The sequence below is a fragment of the Clostridium sp. MB05 genome (assembly GCF_046581255.1).
Lineage (GTDB): Bacteria > Bacillota > Clostridia > Clostridiales > Clostridiaceae > Clostridium.
The window spans coordinates 1,054,682-1,078,410 of sequence record NZ_CP174370.1; the positions used below are offsets into that span (position 1 = coordinate 1,054,682).

Below are 23,729 nucleotides of genomic sequence, written 5' to 3' on the forward strand. Positions count from 1 at the left end.
TTTATGGCCCTAATTAATAAGGGGGATAAAATGAAAAAAACAAAAAGGTTAGCCATTATTACATTAATGGCATTTATTTTTAATTTATTTGCACCAAATTTTAATGCAAAAGCAGATTCAAATTTAGATATGGTATTGACTTTAGAAAATCCAACACAAAATCATAAGCTGACAGACTCATTTTTTATAAAGGGATGGGCATTAAGTGAAAATGGAATTTCAAAGGTTGAGGTTTATTTAGATAATCAAAGTATAGGACAAGCAACCTATGGTGTTGAAAGAACAGATATACAATCTAAATATCCACAATATAAGAATTCCTTAAATAGTGGGTTTACTAAAGAAATAAGTGGTGTATCTGATGGTGTACACACACTTAAGATAGTTTCAATTGATAATAAGGGAGCAACGAAAGAGACTAGTGTAACAATAAATACAAACTCAAGTAAAAATATTATCATGGGAACTGGAAAAGCAACTAAAGAGCAAATGGTTTCTTTATTGAGTAAGAAAAATCCAGATAAGACTTTGTCTTATGTTGTTGATTTTGTAAACATGACTATTGAAGAAGCTAACATAGAAGGTGTTAATCCTGATATATTATTTGCTCAAATGATGCATGAAACTGGATACCTAAAATTTGGAGGAGATGTTAAGGAAGAGCAAAACAATTTCGCAGGTTTAGGAGCAGTAGGAAACGGAGCTCCAGGCGAATCTTTTCCAAGCATTAGAATTGGTATAAGAGCTGTAGTTCAACATTTAAAAGCATATGCATCTACAGAACCATTAAAACTAGAATGTGTAGATAGTAGATTTAAGTATGTTCAAAGAGGAAGTGCTAATTATGTTGAGCATCTAGGAATAAAAGAAAATCCTAAGGGAAAAGGTTGGGCAGCTCATCAAGGTTATGGATACTATCTTCTTTCAATTATAGATCAATTACAAAGTGAACAAGGTAAATACTCTGTGAAACTAGATAGTTTTAATGTTGAAGGTGAATTTGTAACTGGACAACCTATTAACTTATCTGCAACAGGTAATATGCAATCAGATACAATGTATAAGTTTGCATATAGAGATGATAGCACAGGAGAATGGACAGTAATTCAAGATTATAGCTCTAATAATAAAGCAACATTTACACCTAATAAAACTGGAAGCTATAGATTTGTAGTTCATGTAAAACATAAAAAATCATTAGAAGCATATGATGATTTTGGGTTTGAAGATAAGAATGTAGCTGGAAAAGGAAAAGTTACAAGTTTTAATGTAACAGGAAATATGATTACAGGTTCTACTATTAATATTAGTGCAAATGCTGAGCCAGAGGATGTACTTTATAAATTTGCTATTAGAGACTCGAGTGGTGAGTGGAAAGTGATCCAAGATTACAGTGAAAAGAATAGTGTTAATTATAACATACCATTTTCTGGAGATTTGAGAGTGGTAGTTCATGTGAAACATAAGCTATCTAGTAAGGCATATGATGATTATGACCTTAGGGATTTTAATGTCAAATATTCAACTGTAGCTTTAGGTGAATTTAATGTTGATGGAGCAAATATAGTGGAACATGATATTGTTATGAATGCTAAAGCAAATCCACAAAATGAAGCTCTATATAAGTTTGCAATAAGAAATCCTAATGGTGAATGGATAGTTATACAAGATTACAGCTCAAAAAATAATTCTGTATATGTGCCAAAAGAACCTGGAGAATATAGAGTCGTTGTTCATGTAAAGAGTAAAAATTCTAGTGCTGTTTATGAAGACTATAACTTCAAGGATATTAAAATTGTTGAAAATGTTGAAAAGAAGTCTGCTTTAAAAGAGTTTACTGTAAATGGTGGAGATTTAATTGGATCACCAATAAATTTAAGCGCTTTAGCCGATCCTAGTGATAATAGCCTATATAAATTTGGGGTAAGGGATCCTAAGGGAAATTGGATTACTATAAAAGAATATAGTAAAATAAGTAAGTTTGAGTATACTCCTAAGGAGCCAGGAGAATATAGATTTGTAGTACATGTTAAACATAAAGAATCTATGAAAGACTATGACGAATATGATTTTAAAGATATTTCTATAAACTCTAAAGATTCTAAATTAAGTGAATTTAATATTTCTGGAAATAAGTATGTTGGCTTTAATTTAAAATTTTCAGCAAAGGCAACACCTTCAGATAGTACTTTATATAAGTTTGGTATAAGAACTCCTGATGGAACTTGGGAAACAATACAAAATTATAGTAATAATAATACATTGAACTTCACTCCTAAAGAAGAAGGAAATTATAGAATAGTTGTACATGCGAAACATAAAGGTTCATTTAATGAGTATGATGACTATAGATTTGAAGATATATCAATTTCAAAGGCCGAAGTTAAAGTTAATTCTTTCATTATTAATGGTGATTTAAAGCCGAATGAAAATTTAGTTTTAGTAGGAACAACTGATAAGCCAAGTGAAACTCTTTATAAATTTGGTATAAGAACTCCTGATGGAACTTGGAAAACAATACAAGATTATAGTGAAAAAAATAGTGTTAACTATGTTCCGGTAGATCAAGGAGAATATAGATTTGTAGTTCATGTAAAACATAAGTTGTCATCAAAAGAATATGATGATTTTTATTTTAAGGATTTAATTGTTAGAGATGCTAAATTAATTGTTATAGATCCAGGACATAACCATGGTGGAGACGATGGAGCTTATGCAACTCATGGGTCTACAACATATGTTGAAAGAGACTTAAATATGGATGTTTCTGTAAAACTAAAGAAGGAACTAGAAAAAAGAGGCTTTAATGTAGTTATGACTAGAAATCCTGAGGATAGAGATTATACTGCAATGAGGCAAAGTTTACAAAATAGAGTTAATTTAGCTAATAATTTAAATGCTGACTTTTTTATAAGTATTCATCATAATTCAGCAGGTATTCCTCCTAGTTCACCTAATGGGGTAGAGATATATTATAGTACAGCTGAACCTTTAACTAGAGGATTACTAGCTACTGATGGAAAAGAAATTGGATTATACGGGCCTGTTAGTAGAATGGGAGTAACAAATTCTAAAATAGAAACAAGTGAAAAAATAGGAACTTCTATGGTAAATGCTATAGCAAGTGAAATGGGAAGAGTAAACAGAACATTAAAAGACGATGATTTTTATGTTGTAAAAAATACTTGGATGCCTTCCCTATTGGTTGAATGTGGGTTTATAACTAATTCATATGAGGCCAGTTTACTTGCAGATCCAAATAAGCAACAGCAAATGGCTGAGATTATAGCAAGAGTGATAGATAGTAATTTATAATGTAAAAAGGATGTCTAATTAGACATCCTTTTTACATTATAAATTCATAAATATTGCTATAAATCGGGTGATAGTATATAATTGTTAAGTAGTTCAAATTTTGAACTTATATATCGATTAAGAGTATTTATTAAATAATATAGTTAATGAAAAATAGGAGGTAAAAATGAGAGCTATAATTTTAGCGGCAGGAATGGGAACTAGATTAAGACCTTTAACTGATAATACTCCAAAGTCTTTAGTTAAGGTTTGTGGAGAGCCTATGGCAGAAAGACAAATTAGGTTTCTTAAAGAAAAGGGTATTGATAATATAATAGTTGTTACAGGTTATCTAAGTGATAAGTTTGAATATTTAAGAGAAAAGTATGGTGTTAAATTAGTACATAATGATAAATATAATTTATATAATAATGTTTATACTATGTATTTGATAAGAGATTATTTAGAAGATGCTTATGTTACTGAAGCAGATGTATATATGGTGAATAATTATTTTGATGAAAATATAAATTCTTCTGCTTATTTCACAGGAGTAAAAGAAAACTTTGAAAAAGAATGGAAAGTTATATTTGATGGGGAAAGAGTTGTTAACTTAAAGGTAGAAGGTGGCACTGGATATATTATGTCTGGAATATCATTTTGGAATAAAGAGGATGGTATCAAGATTAAAAAGAGATTAGAAGAAGTAGTTGAAAGTGAAAATTTTAAAGATGTCTATTGGGATGATGTAGTTTCCCCTATGTTAAAAGAAATGAGTGTGACTGCGAAAAAAATAAAGACTGACGATTGGTTTGAAATAGATTCAGTAGAGGATTTAAATAATGCAGAAGAGTATTTAAGAAATAAAAATATTTAGATGGTAATTTAAAAGGCATTTATGTAGTTTAGTACAAGTAAATGCTTTTTTATTAACTAAAAATTAATTTAAAACAATGTGAAATTATTGTATAATGAAGTGAAGAAATTGATATTTATAAGAATAATTAATGGATACATTAATTAAAGCAGGTGATTATATGAAGTATAAAAATATAATTTTTTTAGTGATGGACTCACTATCTCATAATAATATAGATTATTTAAAAAAGAATTTAAATATAATTGATACATATAAGGATAATGCATTAATATTTGATAATGTTTTTTCACAAGCACCATATACAGAAGCAGCCTTGGGAGCATTATTAACAGGGACAAATGTATTAGACTATGAAGGATACCTGATGAATTTAAAGCACAGGAAATACACTATAAATGAGATCTTTAAAGAAAAAGGTTATAAGACATTTAATAGTATTTGGTATTATCCTAACACATTATCATTTAAAAGGGGAGTAGATGAGTATTATTATATACATTCATTAAGTTATAGTACTGTATATGACTATAGAATAAAGTATTATATTAATTTATATAAAAATAATCAAATAACAGAAGAACATAACAAACAATTAATTGAATTGTTTGATGATTATTTTAAAGTAATGAATGATTACATATATGATTACTTTAATAACTCATATAGATTTGACTACTTAAGAAAACATACTAATTTAAATGAATTAAATTTCAAGAAATATAAAGATATAATGATTGATGAAGAAAAATGCTATAATGATGATAAAAATGTATATATATATGAAGTTTTAGAGGACAAAAGAAAAAAGTTATATGAAATAAAAGACGTTAAATTTACAGAAACAAATGCATATAAGGAAATAAAATCAAAATTAATAAGCAAATGTTTAACTCAATCTGGTATACAGGTATTAAGAATTTTAAAAAACAGTTTTAAAAATAGAAGTTCTAAAGTTTTAAAAAAATCTATTGCAGATGCTTTTAATAAAAAAGATGTTTCAAAATTAAAGCATGGAATAATGTATCTTTTAAATTACACTGGAAAGCCTTATTATGATATGGCTACTACAAAAAGTAATTTAGATTACATATATGAGTATTTAAAAGATAACAAGGAAAACAATAATTTTATATATTTACAAACAATGGATACGCACTTTCCATTCAATTTTATTTCTTATGATGTTAATGACACTGATAATATAAATAGTGAATTTAATGATTTTAATAATCTTATAAAAGAAAAAAATAGTACAAATGTTTTTTATGAGGCATCTATAAGATATTCAAATAAAAAGGTAATTGATTTTGTTGAAAAATTAAAGGAAGATGGTATATATGATGAAACATTAATTGTTATAACTTCTGATCATGGAACATCTTATTTAGGTGAAATATACAGAGAGTCAAAAGTATGTACAATGTATGATGAAAATTATAAAACACCACTAATTTTTTTAGGCAAAGATATAAAAGGAAAAGTTTGCAATAACTATGGATCGGCTATAGATATAATACCAACTATACTAGAATTAAATGATGATGATTTTACTTGTTATAATTTAGATGGTAAGTCTATATTAAAGGAAGAAAGAGATTTTATAACTTTAGAGTATATGGGAAGTGGATGTCCAGATTATATTTTAAGAAATAAACAAATTGCAGTAAGAAGTAAAAAATATAAATTGGTTTCGGAAGTTAATTTAGATAAAACTTATGAAATAGTAGCTATCTACAATATTAAGGAGGATCCAATGGAAATGGATAATCTGTTAAACAAAGTTGGTATATATGAAGAAATAGATGATTTAATAAAATATTTAGAAAGTAGAATAAATAAAATGAGGTAGATATGAATTCTTTAGTTAAAAATAGTATATATAAACTTATATTAAATATATGCAATTTATTAATACCTTTAATAATAGGACCATATGCTATAAGGGTATTGAATGCGGATAACATGGGCAGGGTTTATTTTGCAGAAAGCGTATTCGGATATTTTTTAATATTAAGTTCTTTCGGTTTATATCAATATGGATTAAGAGAGTTAAGTAAATGCAGAGATGATAAAGTTAAATTAAAACAATTATTTTCATCATTGATGATTATTAGTGTGTTAGCAAGTGCTATAACTTTGATAATATATTTAGTTTTTATAAATTATAGGTATTCTAATAGTAGTGAGTACACAATTTTAATGTTATATGCGGTTAATATAGTTTCTAATGCCGTGTATGTAGAGTATGTTGTAGAGGCGTTAGAAGAGTATAAGTTTATAACAATTAAAACTTTAGCAGTTAAAATTATTTATTTAGTAATATTACTTCTAATTATTAAGGGGGAAGGTGATACTAATAAATATGTAATATTACTATTATTATCTACTATGCTTAATAATGTTATTAGCTACATATATATATCTAGAAAAGTTGGATATGACTTCTCGAACATAGAAATAAAAAAGCATATAAAGTTTTTAATAGTTGTTGTTGTAATGGCTAACATAAATACTTTGTTTACTCAGTTAGATAGGCTGATGATTGGAGAGTTTGTTGATAAGGCTAGTGTAACATATTATACTATGCCTCAAAGTATATCAGGAACAATGAATGCCCTCATGCTAAGTTTTACAGCAGTAGCATTACCAAGGCTATCTAATATATTGCAAACAAAAGGAAAGGATTCCTATGAGAATCTTTTAAGAAGTGTTTCTAGAGAATTTTATTATTTATTATTCCCAGTAGCAATTGGGATGTTAGTTTTATCTAAAGAAATAATGCTTATTTATGGAGGAAGTGAGCTTGCTCCATCTATAAATACTATGAGAATATTTTCTATATACTTTGTTACATTAGGTATAGAGTATGTATTAACAAATCATATATTATACTTAAATAAAAAAGAAGATAAACTTATGTGGTTTGTATTAGTAAGTGGAATTATAAACCTATTATTAAATACATTACTAGTTTTCTTTGGTATATTAAATGCAACTACAGCTATTGCAACTACATTCATAGCTAATACTATATTAATAACTTCTGAATATATATACATAAAGAGAACTTTGAAAATTAATTATAAAATATTTACTAAGGAAACAATAAAAACTATAAGTGTTTGTATGAGTTTTTTCTTAGTTAAGTTCATAGTAAGTATGTTTACTAGCAATATAATTTTAGTAGCCTTATTTACTGTCATTCTTTCAGTAGGAATATATGGAGTATATGTATTAAAACATAGTGAGCAAATATCGGGAGTAGTAATTAATATTTTAACCAAAATAAAAAGTAAATTTAAAAAATAAAAGACTAAAAGCTTTAAATTAGTAATTCTAATTTAAAGCTTTATAACTTAGAATATTATTTATAGTAAATATTTAATGGTATTGAAAATATTATTAAAATTAAGTAATATTAGTTATGGACTTGTTTTCTTGATTAAGAAAATAAATGTTGATATAATTTAAATTGCATTATTTAAATTATAACTTTCTATATAATTAAGGAGATATTATGGAAAAGTTCTCAATGGAAAATATTTATAAGCGATGCATAAATTCTGAGTTAGAATTAGAAGAGATGGTTATGAAAAAAACAGGTTTACATAAGTACTTCTCTTTTGTTATCCCTAGATCAGTTAAGTTTACAGAAATAAAAGAAAATAAAATTCAATGGACTATTATTTTTTATATAGCATCTATATTATGGTGGATAATTTTATTTCCAACTTTAGAGTTATATAAGCTTGGAAAATTTCTAATTTTAAAGTTAGAAGTAAAAAATAATGAGAATTTATTAGATGGAGATATAGTACTAGGATTATCACCGCGAATATATAATTTAGAAAAAAGAGTGTTTATTAATGTAGACTATAGGATAGATTTTCCTTGGGTTAATGAATCTGAGATAACTAAAGATGAGAAGTCAATAGATTTTTTAAGTTTAATTACATATAAAGATATTTTTAGAGCTTTTAAGAATTCTTTAACTAAAGCTAAGGGGTCTATTAAGAAGGATTATGATATAACTGCAAGACTACTTACATATTCAGCTTTTGAATGGTTTTTAGTGTACGATGTTTTAGACAGGCAACTTAAAAATTGTAAAACGTTATATTTTTGTAATCAATATGATAGATGGATACATTTAATAGATAATATAAATATATCGGGAGAAAAAGTTCTTATACAGCATGGTGTTGTTGTTCCTTTTAAAATAAAAGAAGTAAAAAATATATCTAAAATTTATTGCTTTAATGAAAACCAAAAAGATATATTTAGAGATTCTATATTTATAAATTGTAAAGACATATGTTTTGAAAATATTCCTTTATCTATTGATTTAAGTGAAAAAGTTAGTAGCAAAAATAGCATATTAATAATAGGGCAACCTTTTTCAGTAGATATGGAAAAGAAAATAGTAAAAGAATTATTAGATAATAATATTAATTTACATATATACATAAAGCCTCATCCACGTTTCGGAGTTAGTTTATATAATTCGTTAAAAGATGAAGTTAACATAATTACTGATAATAAATTTTACCCTAGAGTTGATCTAGCTTTAGCTTATGAATCCACATTAGGTTTAGAGTATGAAGCAAGTGGAGTTAATGTTATTTGGATTAAAAATAAAAAAAGTAAAAGTGTAGTATCAGAAATAATAAGTTTTTTTGATAAAAAAGGTAATTAAAATGAGGTTAATTAATGTAATAAAAAAAAATAATTTGCTTAAATCAAGTATTTTATATACTGTTGGCTCATTATTGATAAAAGGAATAAACTTCTTTACTTTTCCTATTTTTTCAAGGATGCTATCTCCTGGAGAATATGGATCATTTAATATATTTACTGTATGGGTAGGATTTATAAGTGTATTTGGTGGGTTGCAACTTAATTCATCTATTGCAAAAGGGCGAGTTAAATTTAATAAAAAGGAATATGATGAATTAATTATTACTATTATAAGTTTTACAACTACAGTATTTGGTGTTTTAACATTAATATCAATACTATTTAGTAAAACAATATCTGAACATATGGGACTAAATAGTAATTTAATTCTTTTAGCAACAATTCAGAGCTTTTTTTCATGTATTATTTCAATATATAGTATTCATCTTATTCAAAATAAAGAAGATAAAAAATGTTTAACTATATCATTTGTTGTAACTATATTAAATGTAGTTATTTCTTTCTTACTTGTTTTATTAATGAAACACAATAAATACATTGGATTAGTTTTAGGAGGAGTTTTATCAAACTTACTTATTGGATCTATAGTTTATTTTAAGGCAACTAGAGGGAAGTTATTTATTACAAAGAAATGTTTAAAGTATGCACTAAAGCTTTCTGTACCAGTAATACCACATGTACTTTCACAACAGGTGCTTATAAATGCGGATAGAATATTTATAGAAAGATATATTGGAAATGAAGCAGTTGGAATATATGGCTTTATTTACAATATAGGGATGGTTGTAAATCTTCTGTGGGGAGGAATAAATAACGCATGGATTCCGTGGTATTTTGACAATTTAAAAGAAAATAATATTTATGAAATTAATAAAATGATAAAAAAGTATATAAATATATTTACTTTAATAGTTATATCTTTTATGATTGTCATTCCAGAAATAGGTAAAATGTTTGCGCCAAGCTCTTATTGGCAAGGAATAAAGCTTATTCCAATAATAATATTATCTTACTACTGTTCATTTTTATATAATTTCTCTGTAAATTTAGAGTTTTATGTAGAAAAAGTAATATACATACCTATAGGAACTATTATAGCTGGTGGAGTTAATGTTTTACTAAATATAATATTAATACCTAAGTATGGAATGGTAGCTGCATCTATTACAACACTAGTATCATACATAGTGCTATTTATAATTCATTTATTAGTAGTTAGGTATCTTATTAAATATGATGATAAAAATGTTTCTTATTATTTTGGAGCTTTGTTTTTAATGATTATAGTAACAGGCTGTTTCTATTTAATAATGGATTTCATTATTATTAGATATGTGATTTTAATGGGAATATTATACTTATTACTTAAAGTATTTAAGAATTTTGAAAGTTAACTTAAGGAGGAAAATCATGTCGAAAAGAGTGTTGGTAACTGGAGCTGATGGATTTATTGGAAGTCATTTAACTGAATTATTATTAGAAGAAGGATATGATGTTAAAGCTTTTTCATATTATAATTCTTTTAACTCTTGGGGGTGGTTAGATACGCTACCTAAGAACAAAATTAAAGATATTGAAGTTTTTACTGGAGATATAAGAGATCCAAATGGAGTTAGAGAGGCTATGAAAGGTGTTGATGAAGTTTTTCATTTAGCTGCTTTAATTGCTATACCATTTAGTTATCACTCACCAGATTCATATATAGATACTAATATAAAGGGTACATTAAATGTTTTACAAGCTGCTAGAGAACTAGAAACTAGTAGGATACTAGTTACATCTACATCAGAAGTATATGGAACTGCTAAGTATGTCCCAATAGACGAGTTGCATCCATATCAAGGACAGTCTCCATATTCAGCAACTAAAATAGGAGCTGATAGATTAGCAGAATCTTTTTATAGAAGTTTTAATATGCCAATAACAATTGTTAGACCATTTAACACTTATGGACCAAGACAATCTGCAAGAGCTGTAATACCTACAATTATAACACAGTTATTAGCAGGTGAAACTGAAATAAAATTAGGATCATTAGCACCTACAAGAGATTTCAATTATGTGAAGGATACAACAAGGGGATTTTTAGAAATTTCTAAATCGGATTTGGCTATAGGTGAAGAAATAAATATAGCAACACAACAGGAAATTTCAATTGAAGAATTAGCGCTGGAGCTTATTAGTCAAATAAATCCGAAAGCAAAAATTATTTGTGAGAATGAGAGGCTTAGACCAGATAAAAGTGAAGTAAATAGATTGTTAGGATCAAATGAAAAGATTAAGAAATTAACTAATTGGGCACCTAAATATACTTTTGAAAAAGGTATAGAAGAAACTATAGAATGGTTTAAGATAAAGGAAAACTTACAGAAGTACAAGAGTGATATATATAATATATAATTATATTGATAGGAGAGTGCTATGGATATAAATGAACTAATAATAAGTGAGAAGGCAACTATTAGAGAAGCTATTAAGAAGTTAGATGATACAGGTAAAAGAATTTTAATAATATTAGAAAATGAATTATTAAAGGCAGTAATAACAGATGGAGATATTAGAAGATGGATTATGAAGAATGGTAATTTATCTAACTCCGTAAAAGAAGTTGCTAATTATAGTCCAAAGTACATAACTGAATTTGAAAAAAATAAAGTAAAAGATATTATGAGAGAGTATGGAGTCTCTGCTATTCCTGTGGTAGGAGCAAAAGGTAAATTAGAGTCAGTTATTTTTTGGGATGATATTGAATTAAAAAGTAGAGAGTGTAAAGCTAACTTAAACATTCCAGTTGTAATAATGGCAGGAGGTTTAGGAAGCAGGTTATATCCATATACAAAAATATTACCTAAACCTTTAATTCCAATTGGAGATATACCAATTATAGAAAGAATAATAAATAAGTTTAGAGAGTATGAGTGTAGAGAATACTTTTTAACTGTAAACTATAAAAAGAATATGATAAGATCATATTTTGATGAGATTGAAAAAAATTATGAGATAATTTATGTAGAAGAGGAAAAACCTCTAGGAACTGGTGGAAGCCTATATTTATTAAAGGGAAAAATTAATAAAACATTTTTTGTTTCTAATTGTGATATATTAATTGATGCTGATTATAGTTCTATATATGAATATCATAAGAACGAAAAAAACTTAATAACTATAGTGTGTGCAGTAAAAAACTTTGCTATACCATATGGAGTAATTAATATTGATAATAATGGTGGGATATCTGAAATAATTGAAAAGCCGGAATACTCATTTTTAGCAAATACAGGCTTTTATTTATTAGAACCAGAAGTTTTAGATATCATAGAAGAAAATACCTTTATACATCTTCCTCAAATAGTTGAAAAGTGTATGAAAGAAAATAAAAAAGTTAGTGTTTATCCAATCACAGAAAAATCATGGATGGATATGGGACAAATTGATGAGATGAAAGAAATGATTTCTAGGTTAGAGGGAAAGTAATGAAAGAAATAATATTAGTTGGTGGTGGCGGTCACTGTAGAAGCATAATTGATTCTATTATAAGAAGTAATGAGTTTCATATTGCAGGAATAGTGGATTCAATTGGTGTAGGTCATGAAGTGTTAGGAATAAAAGTCATAGGTATAGATGGAGATTTACAAAAATTTTATGATAAAGGATATCATAATGCTTTTATTTCCATAGGAAGCATAGGAGATCCTAAAATTAGGGTGAAGTTATATAAAGAGTTAAAAGATATAGGATATAAAATTCCAACAATTATAGATAAATCTGCAATTATTTCTGAAAGTTCAAAAATAGAAGAAGGTGTGTTTATAGGTAAAGGCGCAATAGTAAATTCTTCTTCTATTATAAAAAAAAATTCTATAATTAATTCAGGTTCTATTATAGAGCATGATTGTTTTATAGAAGAATTTGTACATATTGCTCCAGGTGTAACCTTAAGTGGAGGAGTAAAGGTAGGGAGAAATTCCCATATTGGAACTAATTCTACTGTAATACAAGGTATATCTATAGGAGAAGATTCTATCGTTGGAGCAGGAACGGTTATAATAAGAGATGTAGGTGATAATATAAAGGTATGCGGAAATCCTGGAAGGGAGATTTTATAATGAGTAGAGTTTTTATAATTGGAGAAGCAGGCGTAAATCATAATGGAAATTTAAATTTAGCCAAACAATTAGTAGATGTTGCAGTTGAGGCAGGTGTTGATGCAATTAAGTTTCAGACATTTAAATCTGAAAATTTAGTTACAACAAGTGCAAAACAAGCTAATTATCAAATAGAAAATTTAAAAGAAGAAACATCTCAAATAGAAATGTTAAAAAAGCTAGAACTATCAGTAGAAGACCATAAAGAACTTATAAGTTATTGTAAAGATAAAGGAGTAATGTTTTTATCATCTCCTTTTGATTTAGATAGCATAGATTTATTAAGTTCATTTAATATGAATATATTTAAGATTCCTTCTAGTGAAATTGAAAATGTACCATACTTAAGAAAAGTAGCAAGAGTAGCTAAAAAAATTATATTATCAACAGGGATGAGCACTTTATCTAATATAGAATTTGCACTTAATTTATTATACAGTGAAGGGGCAAAGGATGTTATTGTTTTACATTGTAACACAGCTTATCCAACGAAGATGAGTGATGTAAACTTGCTAGCTATGAATACTATTAAAAAAGCGTTTAAAGTTAAAGTTGGCTATTCTGACCATACAAAGGGTATAGAGGTTCCGATAGCCGCAGTAGCATTAGGGGCAGAGGTAATAGAAAAACATTTTACATTAGATAAGAACATGGCAGGACCAGATCATAAGGCTAGTTTAAATCCTGAGGAGCTTTGTAATATGGTTAGTTCTATAAGAAATATAGAGTTAGCTTTAGGAGATGGAATTAAAAATTTAACAGAGTCGGAAAAAGAAAATGCTATTGCAGGAAAGAAAAGTATTGTTTCTTTAGGTAATATTAAAAAAGGCGATATATTTACATCTAATAATATATCAGTTAAAAGACCTGGTAATGGAATATCACCAAAGAATTGGGATGAAATTATAGGAATGAAAGCAAAAAAAGATTTTAAAAAAGATGATTTAATCGAAATATAAAGGAGACTTTGTTATGGAGTTTAAGTTTTTAAGTAAGGAAGAGTATCTTCTAAGAATTGCTGAAATACAAGATTTGTTCAAAATTTGTTTTAATAGGGAAATATCGTATGAGTTCTTAAAATGGAGATATATTGATAATCCTATAAATGATATTTTTGTATATGTTGCTATAGAAGATAATAAGATAGTAGCAAACTATTCTGTTTCACCTTTAATTGGATCGGTAAATGGAAAGTGTGAGAAGTTAGCACTTTCTATGACAACCATGACTCATCCAGATTTTGCAGGAAAAGGTTTTTTCACTAAATTGGCAAATGGTGTTTATGAGAAAATGAAAGAGTCTAATTATAAAACTGTGCTAGGTTTTCCTAACGTAAATTCTCATATAGGATTTGTTAAAAAGTTAGGGTGGAAAGATATATATGAAATTCCTACTTTGAAATTAAATTTAGATAATGTGAGAATTACAGATGGTAGTGACTTTAATATTATTGAAGATAACAGTTTTGAATTAGATTATTCAGAACTTCTTAATAATGGTAATAAAATAAATATATATTCTAATAATGAATCTTTAATATGGAGATTTAAGAATAATCCAATAAATAAATATAAGAATTATGTTATTAGCAAAGATGGGAAGGCATTAGCTTCAATAATCACTAAAGAGTTTAATAATGAAGAAGTTGATATTGTATTAATAAATTCATTGGAAATCCAACTATCAAAAAGCCTAATTGAATATATTGTTTATATTAGTAAGAATAAGGGCGTTAAATATATAAATACATGGAATTCAATCTATTCTCCTGAGCACGAAATATTAGAAAGATTGGGCTTTGTTAATAGTAATCCTATAACTTATTTTGGAGCAAGAGATTTAGAAAATAACAATAGTGAAATGTATAGTTATATTAATTGGAACATTAATATGGGGGTATCTGATGTCTATTAAAAAAATATTATCTTTTACAGGAATAAGATCAGATTATGATTTAATGAGTGGTTTATACAAAAAATTAAATAACAGTGATGATTTTGAAATAGGTGTAATTGTTTCAGGCGCTCATTTATCAGATAGTTATGGTTATACAGTAGATAATATCGAAAAAGATGGCATTCCTATAATTGCTAAGATAGAGACTTTAATAGATTCTAGCTCTAAATCAGCAAGAGTTAAATCTTTATCTATATTGCTTCAAGATTGTATACATAGTGTAACTATGTATAATCCAGATTTAATTATTTATGCTGGTGATAGAGAAGATGTGATAGTAGCTGGAATAATAGGCTCTTATTTAAGAATTCCAACAGTACATTTCTTTGGTGGAGATCATGCATCAGATGGAAATGTTGATAATTCAATAAGGCATGCGACTTCAAAGTTATCATCTTTACACTTTGTAAGTAATAATAAAGCTAAGAGTAGATTAATAAAAATGGGTGAGACTCATAACAGAATATTTAATGTTGGAAGTCCTGCTTTAGATAAATTTATATCTACTAGACATATATCTAAAGAGCATTTGTTAAAAGATTTAGAACGCTCTAAATGGAGTGAATATGCTGTAGTTATATTTCATCCTAACACTGGAGAGGAAGAAGCAGCAGGAAAGCATTTTGAAGAAATATTATTGGCTCTTGAAGAAAAAGGAATTAACGCATTTGTAAGTTATCCTAATATTGATAGTGGTAATAAAAATATAATTGAAGTTATTCATAGATATGAAAATAATATAAGTTTTAAATTTTATAAAAATCTTTCTAGAGAAATCTTTATTAATTTATTAAGAAATTGTAAATTTATGATAGGTAATTCTAGTGCAGGATTATATGAAGCTCCTACTATAAATAAACCAGCTATAAATGTAGGTAATAGACAAAGGGGAAGGTTAGCAGCAGAAAATGTATTATTTGTAAAAGAAGATAGAAAAAGCATATCTACTGCTATAGAAAAAGCTACATCGAAGGAATTTTTAGAAAAGCTTATTTCTGTTAAGTCTCCTTACGGTGATGGGAAATCAATAGATAATATCATTGATTTATTTAGAAAGCTAGATTATAAATCTTTTGTAGATAAATATGAGGATCCATTATTATAGGAGGAAATTATGAAAAATATAATTGTTATAGCGCCACATCCTGATGATGAAACTCTTGGATGTGGAGGAACTATTTTAAAGCATATAAATGAAGGTGATAATGTTTACTGGATAATAGTAACGTGTGGAAATGAAGAACTGGGTTTTACGAAAGAACAAATTAAAATTAGAGAAAAAGAAATATTTACTGTTACAAATATGTATGGCTTTAAAAAAATTTATAACTTGAAATTTCCAACGACTCAACTTGAAAAAATAGATAAAAGGGAGTTAGTTGAGAGAATTTCTAAGTGTATTAGTGAAGCTAATGCTGAAATTTTATATATTCCTAATTGGGGAGATGTACATAGTGATCATAGAATAGTTGCTGAAGCTGCTATGTCCTGTACAAAGTGGTTTAGAAATCCTAGTGTTAAAACTATATATGCATATGAAACCTTATCAGAAACTGAGTTTGGTATAAATAACTCCATAGGTAAGTTTAATGGAAATGTATTTGTTAATATAGAAAAGTTTATAGATAAAAAAATAGATATAATGAATGTTTTTACATCAGAAATAGGAGAGTTTCCATTTCCGCGTTCAGAAAAGGCTATAAAAGCTCTAGCTATGGTAAGGGGAGCAAATATCGGATGTGGGTATGCAGAGGCATTTATGCTATTAAGGCAAATAGTTGATTAAAATGAGGGACAATTTATGTATAAAGATAAAAGCGTTCTTGCTATTATTCCAGCAAGAAGTGGATCAAAAGGACTTATAGATAAAAATATCAAACTGTTAAATGGAAAGCCTTTAATTGCTTATACAATAGAGGCAGCGATAGAGAGTGAAGTATGTACTGATATTATAGTTTCAACAGATTCTTTAGAGTATGCAGAAATAGCTAAGAAATATAGAGCTGAGGTTCCTTTTTTAAGACCAAAGGAACTATCTGCAGATAACTCTGCTACAGAAGATGTTATTATATTTACCTTAAATAAATTAAAAGATATGAATAAAATTTATGATTATTTTTTAGTTTTACAACCTACATCACCTCTAAGATTAAGTTCTGATATTAGAGACTCAATTAGAATGTTAATTGATGAAGATTTAAATTCTATTGTCAGTGTATGTGAGGAGGAGCATTCTCCATTACTATGTAATAAGTTAGATGAAAGTTTATCTTTAAATGGATTTATAAAAAAAGAAAATAATAAGAGAAGACAGGATTTAAATAAGTATTATAGAATTAATGGAGCAATTTATGCTACAAAGACAAATCATTATATAGAGACAAGAGACTTTTATGGTGATCTTAGTAAAGCTTATATTATGAATAATTTACATTCTATAGATATCGATACTAATTTTGACTTTAGAATAGCTGAGTACATATTAAAAAATAATTATTTAATATAAATTTATAAAAAATTATATCCCATTAAGTAATATAAGAAGCGTGAATTTAGCTCTATAAACACTTAATGGGATAATTTTTCATACTATTCTTTTAAAAAAATTGATACTAAATAAGAAGAAATTACCCAAAATATTATTGAAATAAAGCTTACTATATAAACTAAACTGCTTTCTACAAGATTTATTGACATTATAGATATAATTAATGCAAAAAGAACATTATAAGAAAGAAGTTGTTTATAATGAAATAAATCAAATTTTTTAAATATGAATAATATTATTAAAGCTAATATTACAATAAAAACAATTAAGGCTATTAAGCCATTTGTTGCTGCTAATTCTATATATATATTATGAACTCTACCTAGGGTTAATACTTTTTCTTCACTTAATACATTAGTTAAATTAGTGAATCCAATTCCAAAGATAGGATTATTTTTTATAACATCAAAGCATGTAGACCATAATATATCTCTACCAGTTAAGAAGTTGTTAATACTAGCTTTATTTGTAATGAATAAAAATATAACTGATAAAAATGGTAATATTATTAATGCGATTCTTAACATATAATTTTTTAAGTACATAAATAGAGAAAATAAAATAAAAGTAGCAATAATTAAATAAACACTTCTCGAATTTGAAATAATCATAGCTATAGATTGTATCATTATGTTAAATAACATTAGAAAATTGTTTGCAGGTTTACTTTTAATAGAAATTAATAAGTAAATACTAATAATTAATGATATTACTGCAGATATACCTAATGAATTCTCATTAGCAAAAGCAGTAGTAAATGAATACACAAGATACTCTCCATTTAGTGTTTCTGAAATCCAAATAGTCTCTTTAGAGAAATATATTATTAGTGATATAAAGGACAGTATGAAAGTAAATATACAGTATATATAGCTAAATACTTTAAGTTCTTGTATAAGTTTATTTTTACTTTTGTTAACGTCCACGTCAAAAAATAAAGTTAGTATCATAGCATTTATTATTACAAGTTTAAGATTTTCTATGGAAGGATATTTTATTAATGTAAATACTAACGTAATTAATAAAAAGATATGCATAGCTATTTGAAATTTAGATGGCAAATATCTTTTTATTAACATATCAAGAATATTAATAAATATAAGTAACATTCCCCAGAAAATAAGTAGTTTATTTATAACTCTTATTCCAGGAATAAATCTTAAAATTGTTATAGTAGATAAACTTATTAATAAATATAAGATTTTAAAATAAAATTTATTAGTTATTATTTTATAAAAGTTTGATAAGTAATTCATACTAATATCTCCTTAAAATTTTTTATAATTATATATTAACATCTATAACTTTAACTGTCTAAAAGTATTTCGAGATTAGAGGTCAATTATTAAAATATATTATTTATTGTTAAATCATTAATAATTATTTATAATATAGTTGTAATTCAATTATATATTAAATACATAAAAAACTAGGAGATGAGTATTATTATGGAAAATAGAAAGAAAATAATTATATATTCTATATTTATTGCAATTATAGCAGTTGGTATTTATATAGTATATGGAAGAGAGAAGATAGGTAATTCGCCTAGAGACGTAGTATATAAATTTTTATCATCAAAAAGTATTGAGAGTAAAATTGAGTATATATATGATTATGAAGAGGTTAAGAGTTCTATAGAAGAAGAGAAAATAATGGAGTTTTCAAAAGAGTTTAGAAAAAATAAATTTTCATATGTACTAGAACAAGATACAACTTGGGAAGCCGATAAAGAGGGGGAGTATAGTAGGGTAAAGATTTTTAAAAACAATGAAAATGGAGATTATGAAGATAATGTTTATATTTTTTATTTAAAAAAGGTTAATGATTCATATAAGATAGATTTTGAACCCATCATAAGAGAAAATAAGTTAACTTTAGATGAGTTTATTTTTGATAATAGTAACGAAAAGAAAGAATTTAAAGTTTATGCAAAATTAGATAACTATAATAATATCAGTTTATTTAAAGATAGCAAAAGAACAAGTAAGGGTATTTCATTGACTAATGAAATAAGAGATAAAGAAATAGATAAAGAAATTTTATCTGAAATAGATAAATACTATTCAATAACATTAAAAGATCCAGTTACAAAAATAGAAATACAAGGATTTTTAGAAAAAGGAAATAAAACTAATGAATATGCAGCTAGGTATTTAAGTACTCCAGGATTTAAACAGTTAGTAGTTGAAATGCATCCAATAAAAAATTCAGAATACACAAATAAGATATTTAAGATTGATTCTATTAAATCATTAAATTGGGGAATAGAAGATTAAAAAGTAAAATGACTCTTAAATAGAGTCATTTTAAATTTATATTAAGATTTTAAATAAATAATAATATAAAAAATTCTTATTATATAGAAATAGTTTGTGATATAATAATATTTAGATGTCTAAAATGGAGTAATCTATGTATATTTTAATATATTTGGACAAACTGAAAATTATACTTAGTTAGCTTATAGTACCAGGAGGCAAATTTATGGGAAAAATCAGCAAAATAAAAGGGTTTATGTTCCTTTTAGTAGATATAATTTTAATAAACTTAGCTTATGTGATTAGTTTTTATATTAGATTTACTTCTTTAGTTCCGGATGAATACATTAAAGCTTATTTAAATCATTTACCTTTAATAGTTATAGCATATATACTTCCATTTTATTTTATGAAATTTTATAGGAATAACTGGAAGAGTGCAGGCTTAGATGAGTATTTACAAGGAGTTATTGCTTGTATTTTAGGAATGATATTAAACTTAATAATAATGTTTATAGTTCCAATGAGAATCCCTAATCTAGTAACTTCTATATCAGGAGTTCTTATAGCTATTCTTGTTTTAGGTTATAGAATATCTTTTAGAGCATATAACAGATTTTTGATATTTATAAACTCTTTAAATAAGGAAGGTAAAAAGAACTTATTAATTATAGGAGCTGGGTCTTGCGCACAGCTTGTTATATCGGAAATCAAGAAAAATAATTCTATGAATTATAATATAGTAGGTTTAGTTGATGATGATACAACTAAAGTTGGAACCTATTTGAATGGATATAAGGTTCTAGGGACGAGTAATGATATTACGCAAATAGTTAAAAGTAAAGGTGTTGACACCGTATTATTAGCTATACCATCTATAAATGCTAATGATAAAAAAGTCTTAATTAATTTATGTCAAAAGATTGGTGTTAAAGTAAAAATAATGCCTGGAATATCAGAAATGATAGATAGTGATTTAAATGTAAAAAAAATGAGAGATGTGGATTTGAGAGATCTTCTAGGGCGTGAAGAAGTTAAACTTGATAAATCAGGTATATCAGATTATATAACAGAAAAAGTAGTTTTAGTTACAGGTGGTGGGGGTTCCATAGGCTCTGAGCTTTGTAGACAGATAGCTAAGTTTAATCCTAAAAAAATTATAATACTAGATATTTATGAAAATAATGCTTATGATTTGCAAACTGAGTTGCAAAGAAGAATTCCTAATCTTGATCAAGATGTTGTAATTGCATCAATAAGAGATAGAAAGAAGATAGAAGAGGTATTTAAAGAATACAGACCTAACGTTGTGTTTCATGCTGCAGCTCATAAACATGTTCCATTAATGGAGTTTAATCCAGCAGAAGCTATTAAAAACAATGTAGTTGGCACTATGAACGTAGCTGAGATGGCAAGCAAGTATGAATGTGAAAAATTTGTTTTAATCTCTACAGATAAAGCTGTTAATCCTACTAATGTAATGGGTGCAACAAAGAGACTGTGTGAGATGATAGTTCAATCTATAAATGAAAATAGTAAAACAGAATTTGTTGCAGTTAGGTTTGGAAATGTACTTGGAAGTAATGGATCTGTTATTCCTCTTTTTAAAAGACAGATAGAAGAAGGTGGTCCTATAACTCTTACCCATAAGGATATAACTAGGTACTTTATGCTTATTCCTGAAGCTGCTCAACTTGTATTACAAGCAGGAGCTTTTGCAAAGGGTGGAGAGATATTCGTTCTTGATATGGGGAAACCTGTTAAAATATATGATTTAGCTTTAGATTTAATAAGGTTATCTGGTTTTACTCCAGAGAAGGATATAAAAATTGAAATTGTAGGGTTAAGACCAGGAGAAAAGCTGTATGAAGAGCTTTTAATGGCAGAGAATAAATTAAGTGAAACTAAACATGAAAAAATATTTATTGAAATGCCATCTAATATAGATTATGAATTACTTAAAGATAAGATACAAATTCTTGTTTCTGCCAGCAAAATGGAGAATAAAGAAAAGGTAAAATATGAATTGAAAAAGATTGTTCCTACCTATACTAGATTAGATGAAGTAGCTACAACCAGTACAAATTAGTAAATAGTAATATTGGAGGTAATAGGATGAGTAAGGAAAAAATTTATTTATCTTCACCACATATGGGGGGAGAAGAAAGAAAATATATTGATGAGGCTTTTAGAGATAATTGGATAGCACCATTAGGACCAAATGTAAATAACTTTGAAACAGAACTTGCAGAATATGTTGGAGTAAAAAGTGCAGCAGCACTATCTTCAGGGACAGCAGCGATTCATTTAGCTTTAAAATTAATTGGAATAGAAAAGGGTGATAAGGTATTTTGTTCATCATTAACTTTTTCAGCAAGCTGTAATCCTATAATGTATGAAGGTGGTGAGCCGATATTTATAGATTCAGAGCCTGAAAGCTGGAATATTTCAGCTAAAGCTTTATTAAAAGCTTTTAAAGATTGTGAAAAGGACGGAAAGCTTCCTAAAGCTGTAGTAGTTGTAAATTTATATGGACAAAGCGCTGATATGGATGAAATATTAGAAATTTGTAATAAATATAATGTGCCAATTATAGAAGATGCAGCAGAATCCTTAGGTGCAACTTATAAAGGAAAATATAGTGGAACTTTTGGTAAGTTTGGTATTTATTCATTTAATGGTAATAAAATTATAACTACATCAGGTGGCGGAATGCTTATATCAAATTATGAAGAGGCAATTCAAAAGGCAAGGTTTTGGTCAACTCAAGCGAGAGATAATGAAAGGTTCTATCATCATACAGAGCTTGGATATAACTATAGAATGAGTAATATTGTAGCTGGGATCGGTAGGGGACAATTAAAGGTACTAAAAGATAGAGTTAATAAGAAAAAAGAAATATTTGAAAGATATAAAGAAGCATTTAAAGAAATTGATGCTATAGAAATGATGCCTATATGTAGTTATGGTGAGTCTAATTATTGGCTTACTACAATTACTATAAAAGATGAATGTAAGGTATCACCGTTAGATATAATACTTGCTCTTGAAGAAGATAATATAGAATCAAGACATATATGGAAACCAATGCATTTACAACCTTATTATAGTAAATATAAATTTTATTCTCATTTAGATAATGAAGGAAGTATTTCTGAAGATATATTTAATAGAGGAGTTTGTCTTCCATCAGATACAAAAATGACTGAAAAAGATATAGATAGAGTTATAGCGATAATAAAAAAATTATTTTTATAGAAATATGGATATAATAAAAAATATATATTTTTTATTATATCCATATAATTAAATATAAAATTGAGGTAGTTATGAAGACAATAAAAAGGTTAATAGATATTATAATATCGTTATTTGCTATAGTTATTTTATCACCAGTACTTTTGATAGTGGGAATATTAATAGCTATAAAGCTAGGAAGTCCTGTTTTTTTTGTTCAAGAGAGAGTTGGTAAAGATAATAAGATTTTTAAGATGATAAAGTTTAGAACAATGAAAGATGCTAAAGATAAGTTTGGGAATATGCTACCGGATGGGGAAAGATTAACCAAATTTGGGAACTTGATAAGAAGTTTAAGCTTAGACGAATTACCAGAACTTTTTAATATACTTAAAGGAGATATGAGTATAGTTGGACCACGTCCACTTTTAGTTGAATATCTTCCATTATACAATGAAAGAGAAATAAAACGTCATAATGTGCTACCAGGACTTACTGGATGGGCTCAAATTAATGGTAGAAACTTATTAAGCTGGGAAGAAAGATTTGAACATGATGTATGGTATGTAGAAAATTGGTCTTTATGGATAGATATTGAAATATTCTTTAAGACTATTCTAAAAGTATTTAAAAGAGAAGGAATTAATCAAGAAGGAGGCGTCACAATGGAAAAGTTTACTGGAAATAACTCCAATATAAAGAATATTGTA

18 protein-coding genes and 1 pseudogene are annotated in these 23,729 nt (G+C 26.8%); 18 read left to right on the plus strand and 1 reads right to left on the minus strand.

Going from position 1 to position 23,729, the window contains the following annotated elements; all coding sequences use genetic code 11:
* Window positions 1-30: 30 nt before the first annotated feature.
* The 14 genes from ACH36K_RS05010 (at window position 31) to ACH36K_RS05075 (ending at window position 17,479) form a co-directional block, all read left to right on the plus strand.
* Window positions 31-3,315 (plus strand): triple tyrosine motif-containing protein, encoded by a 3,285-nt coding sequence (locus tag ACH36K_RS05010; protein WP_411169860.1) that lies wholly within the window; start codon window positions 31-33, stop codon window positions 3,313-3,315.
* Between the two features lie 166 nt (window positions 3,316-3,481).
* On the plus strand, window positions 3,482-4,171 hold the full coding sequence (locus ACH36K_RS05015) for a sugar phosphate nucleotidyltransferase (RefSeq protein ID WP_411169861.1): 690 nt from the start codon (window positions 3,482-3,484) through the stop codon (window positions 4,169-4,171).
* Between the two features lie 160 nt (window positions 4,172-4,331).
* Window positions 4,332-6,023, plus strand: coding sequence for a sulfatase-like hydrolase/transferase (locus tag ACH36K_RS05020; RefSeq protein WP_411169862.1), 1,692 nt, complete (start codon window positions 4,332-4,334; stop codon window positions 6,021-6,023).
* A 2-nt stretch (window positions 6,024-6,025) separates the two neighbouring features.
* Window positions 6,026-7,483, plus strand: coding sequence for an oligosaccharide flippase family protein (locus ACH36K_RS05025; protein WP_411169863.1), 1,458 nt, complete (start codon window positions 6,026-6,028; stop codon window positions 7,481-7,483).
* Between the two features lie 208 nt (window positions 7,484-7,691).
* On the plus strand, window positions 7,692-8,870 hold the full coding sequence (locus ACH36K_RS05030; RefSeq protein WP_411169864.1) for a hypothetical protein: 1,179 nt from the start codon (window positions 7,692-7,694) through the stop codon (window positions 8,868-8,870).
* 1 nt (window position 8,871) lies between these two features.
* A complete protein-coding gene (locus ACH36K_RS05035; RefSeq protein ID WP_411169865.1) occupies window positions 8,872-10,266 on the plus strand; it encodes a lipopolysaccharide biosynthesis protein in 1,395 nt (464 codons plus the stop codon).
* 16 nt (window positions 10,267-10,282) lie between these two features.
* Entirely contained in the window at window positions 10,283-11,272 is a 990-nt protein-coding gene (locus ACH36K_RS05040) for an NAD-dependent 4,6-dehydratase LegB (protein ID WP_411169866.1), read from the plus strand.
* A gap of 21 nt (window positions 11,273-11,293) precedes the next feature.
* Window positions 11,294-12,346 (plus strand): nucleotidyltransferase family protein, encoded by a 1,053-nt coding sequence (locus ACH36K_RS05045; protein WP_411169867.1) that lies wholly within the window; start codon window positions 11,294-11,296, stop codon window positions 12,344-12,346.
* A complete protein-coding gene (locus tag ACH36K_RS05050) occupies window positions 12,346-12,978 on the plus strand; it encodes an acetyltransferase (RefSeq protein WP_411169868.1) in 633 nt (210 codons plus the stop codon). The genes ACH36K_RS05045 and ACH36K_RS05050 overlap by 1 nt, the downstream gene beginning before the upstream one ends.
* A complete protein-coding gene (neuB, locus tag ACH36K_RS05055; RefSeq protein WP_411169869.1) occupies window positions 12,978-13,976 on the plus strand; it encodes an N-acetylneuraminate synthase in 999 nt (332 codons plus the stop codon). Before ACH36K_RS05050 ends, neuB begins: the two co-directional genes overlap by 1 nt.
* Window positions 13,977-13,989: 13 nt before the next feature.
* Window positions 13,990-14,931, plus strand: coding sequence for a GNAT family N-acetyltransferase (locus ACH36K_RS05060; protein WP_411169870.1), 942 nt, complete (start codon window positions 13,990-13,992; stop codon window positions 14,929-14,931).
* Complete coding sequence (gene neuC / locus ACH36K_RS05065; protein ID WP_411169871.1) at window positions 14,921-16,078, plus strand: UDP-N-acetylglucosamine 2-epimerase; 1,158 nt, start codon at window positions 14,921-14,923, stop codon at window positions 16,076-16,078. Before ACH36K_RS05060 ends, neuC begins: the two co-directional genes overlap by 11 nt.
* Before the next feature lie 9 nt (window positions 16,079-16,087).
* Window positions 16,088-16,759 (plus strand): PIG-L deacetylase family protein, encoded by a 672-nt coding sequence (locus ACH36K_RS05070; protein ID WP_411169872.1) that lies wholly within the window; start codon window positions 16,088-16,090, stop codon window positions 16,757-16,759.
* Window positions 16,760-16,774: 15 nt separating this feature from the next.
* Window positions 16,775-17,479: a cytidylyltransferase domain-containing protein gene (locus ACH36K_RS05075; protein ID WP_411169873.1), complete on the plus strand. Its 705-nt coding sequence runs from the start codon at window positions 16,775-16,777 to the stop codon at window positions 17,477-17,479.
* An 83-nt stretch (window positions 17,480-17,562) separates the two neighbouring features.
* Here ACH36K_RS05075 and ACH36K_RS05080 read toward each other — a convergent pair whose 3' ends face one another.
* The gene (locus tag ACH36K_RS05080; protein ID WP_411169874.1) at window positions 17,563-18,777 is read right to left on the minus strand and encodes an O-antigen ligase family protein; all 1,215 of its coding nucleotides are present in this window, start codon (window positions 18,775-18,777) and stop codon (window positions 17,563-17,565) included.
* Window positions 18,778-18,969: 192 nt separating this feature from the next.
* Here ACH36K_RS05080 and ACH36K_RS05085 point away from each other — a divergent pair, with 192 nt between their 5' ends.
* The 4 genes and pseudogenes from ACH36K_RS05085 to ACH36K_RS05100 all read left to right on the plus strand — a co-directional run.
* A complete protein-coding gene (locus ACH36K_RS05085) occupies window positions 18,970-19,800 on the plus strand; it encodes a hypothetical protein (RefSeq protein ID WP_411169875.1) in 831 nt (276 codons plus the stop codon).
* Window positions 19,801-20,008: 208 nt separating this feature from the next.
* A complete protein-coding gene (locus ACH36K_RS05090; protein WP_411169876.1) occupies window positions 20,009-21,871 on the plus strand; it encodes a polysaccharide biosynthesis protein in 1,863 nt (620 codons plus the stop codon).
* 26 nt (window positions 21,872-21,897) lie between these two features.
* Window positions 21,898-23,040: a DegT/DnrJ/EryC1/StrS family aminotransferase gene (locus tag ACH36K_RS05095; protein ID WP_411169877.1), complete on the plus strand. Its 1,143-nt coding sequence runs from the start codon at window positions 21,898-21,900 to the stop codon at window positions 23,038-23,040.
* Between the two features lie 71 nt (window positions 23,041-23,111).
* A pseudogene (locus ACH36K_RS05100) lies at window positions 23,112-23,708 on the plus strand (sugar transferase); the annotation flags it as partial.
* Window positions 23,709-23,729 lie beyond the last annotated feature (21 nt).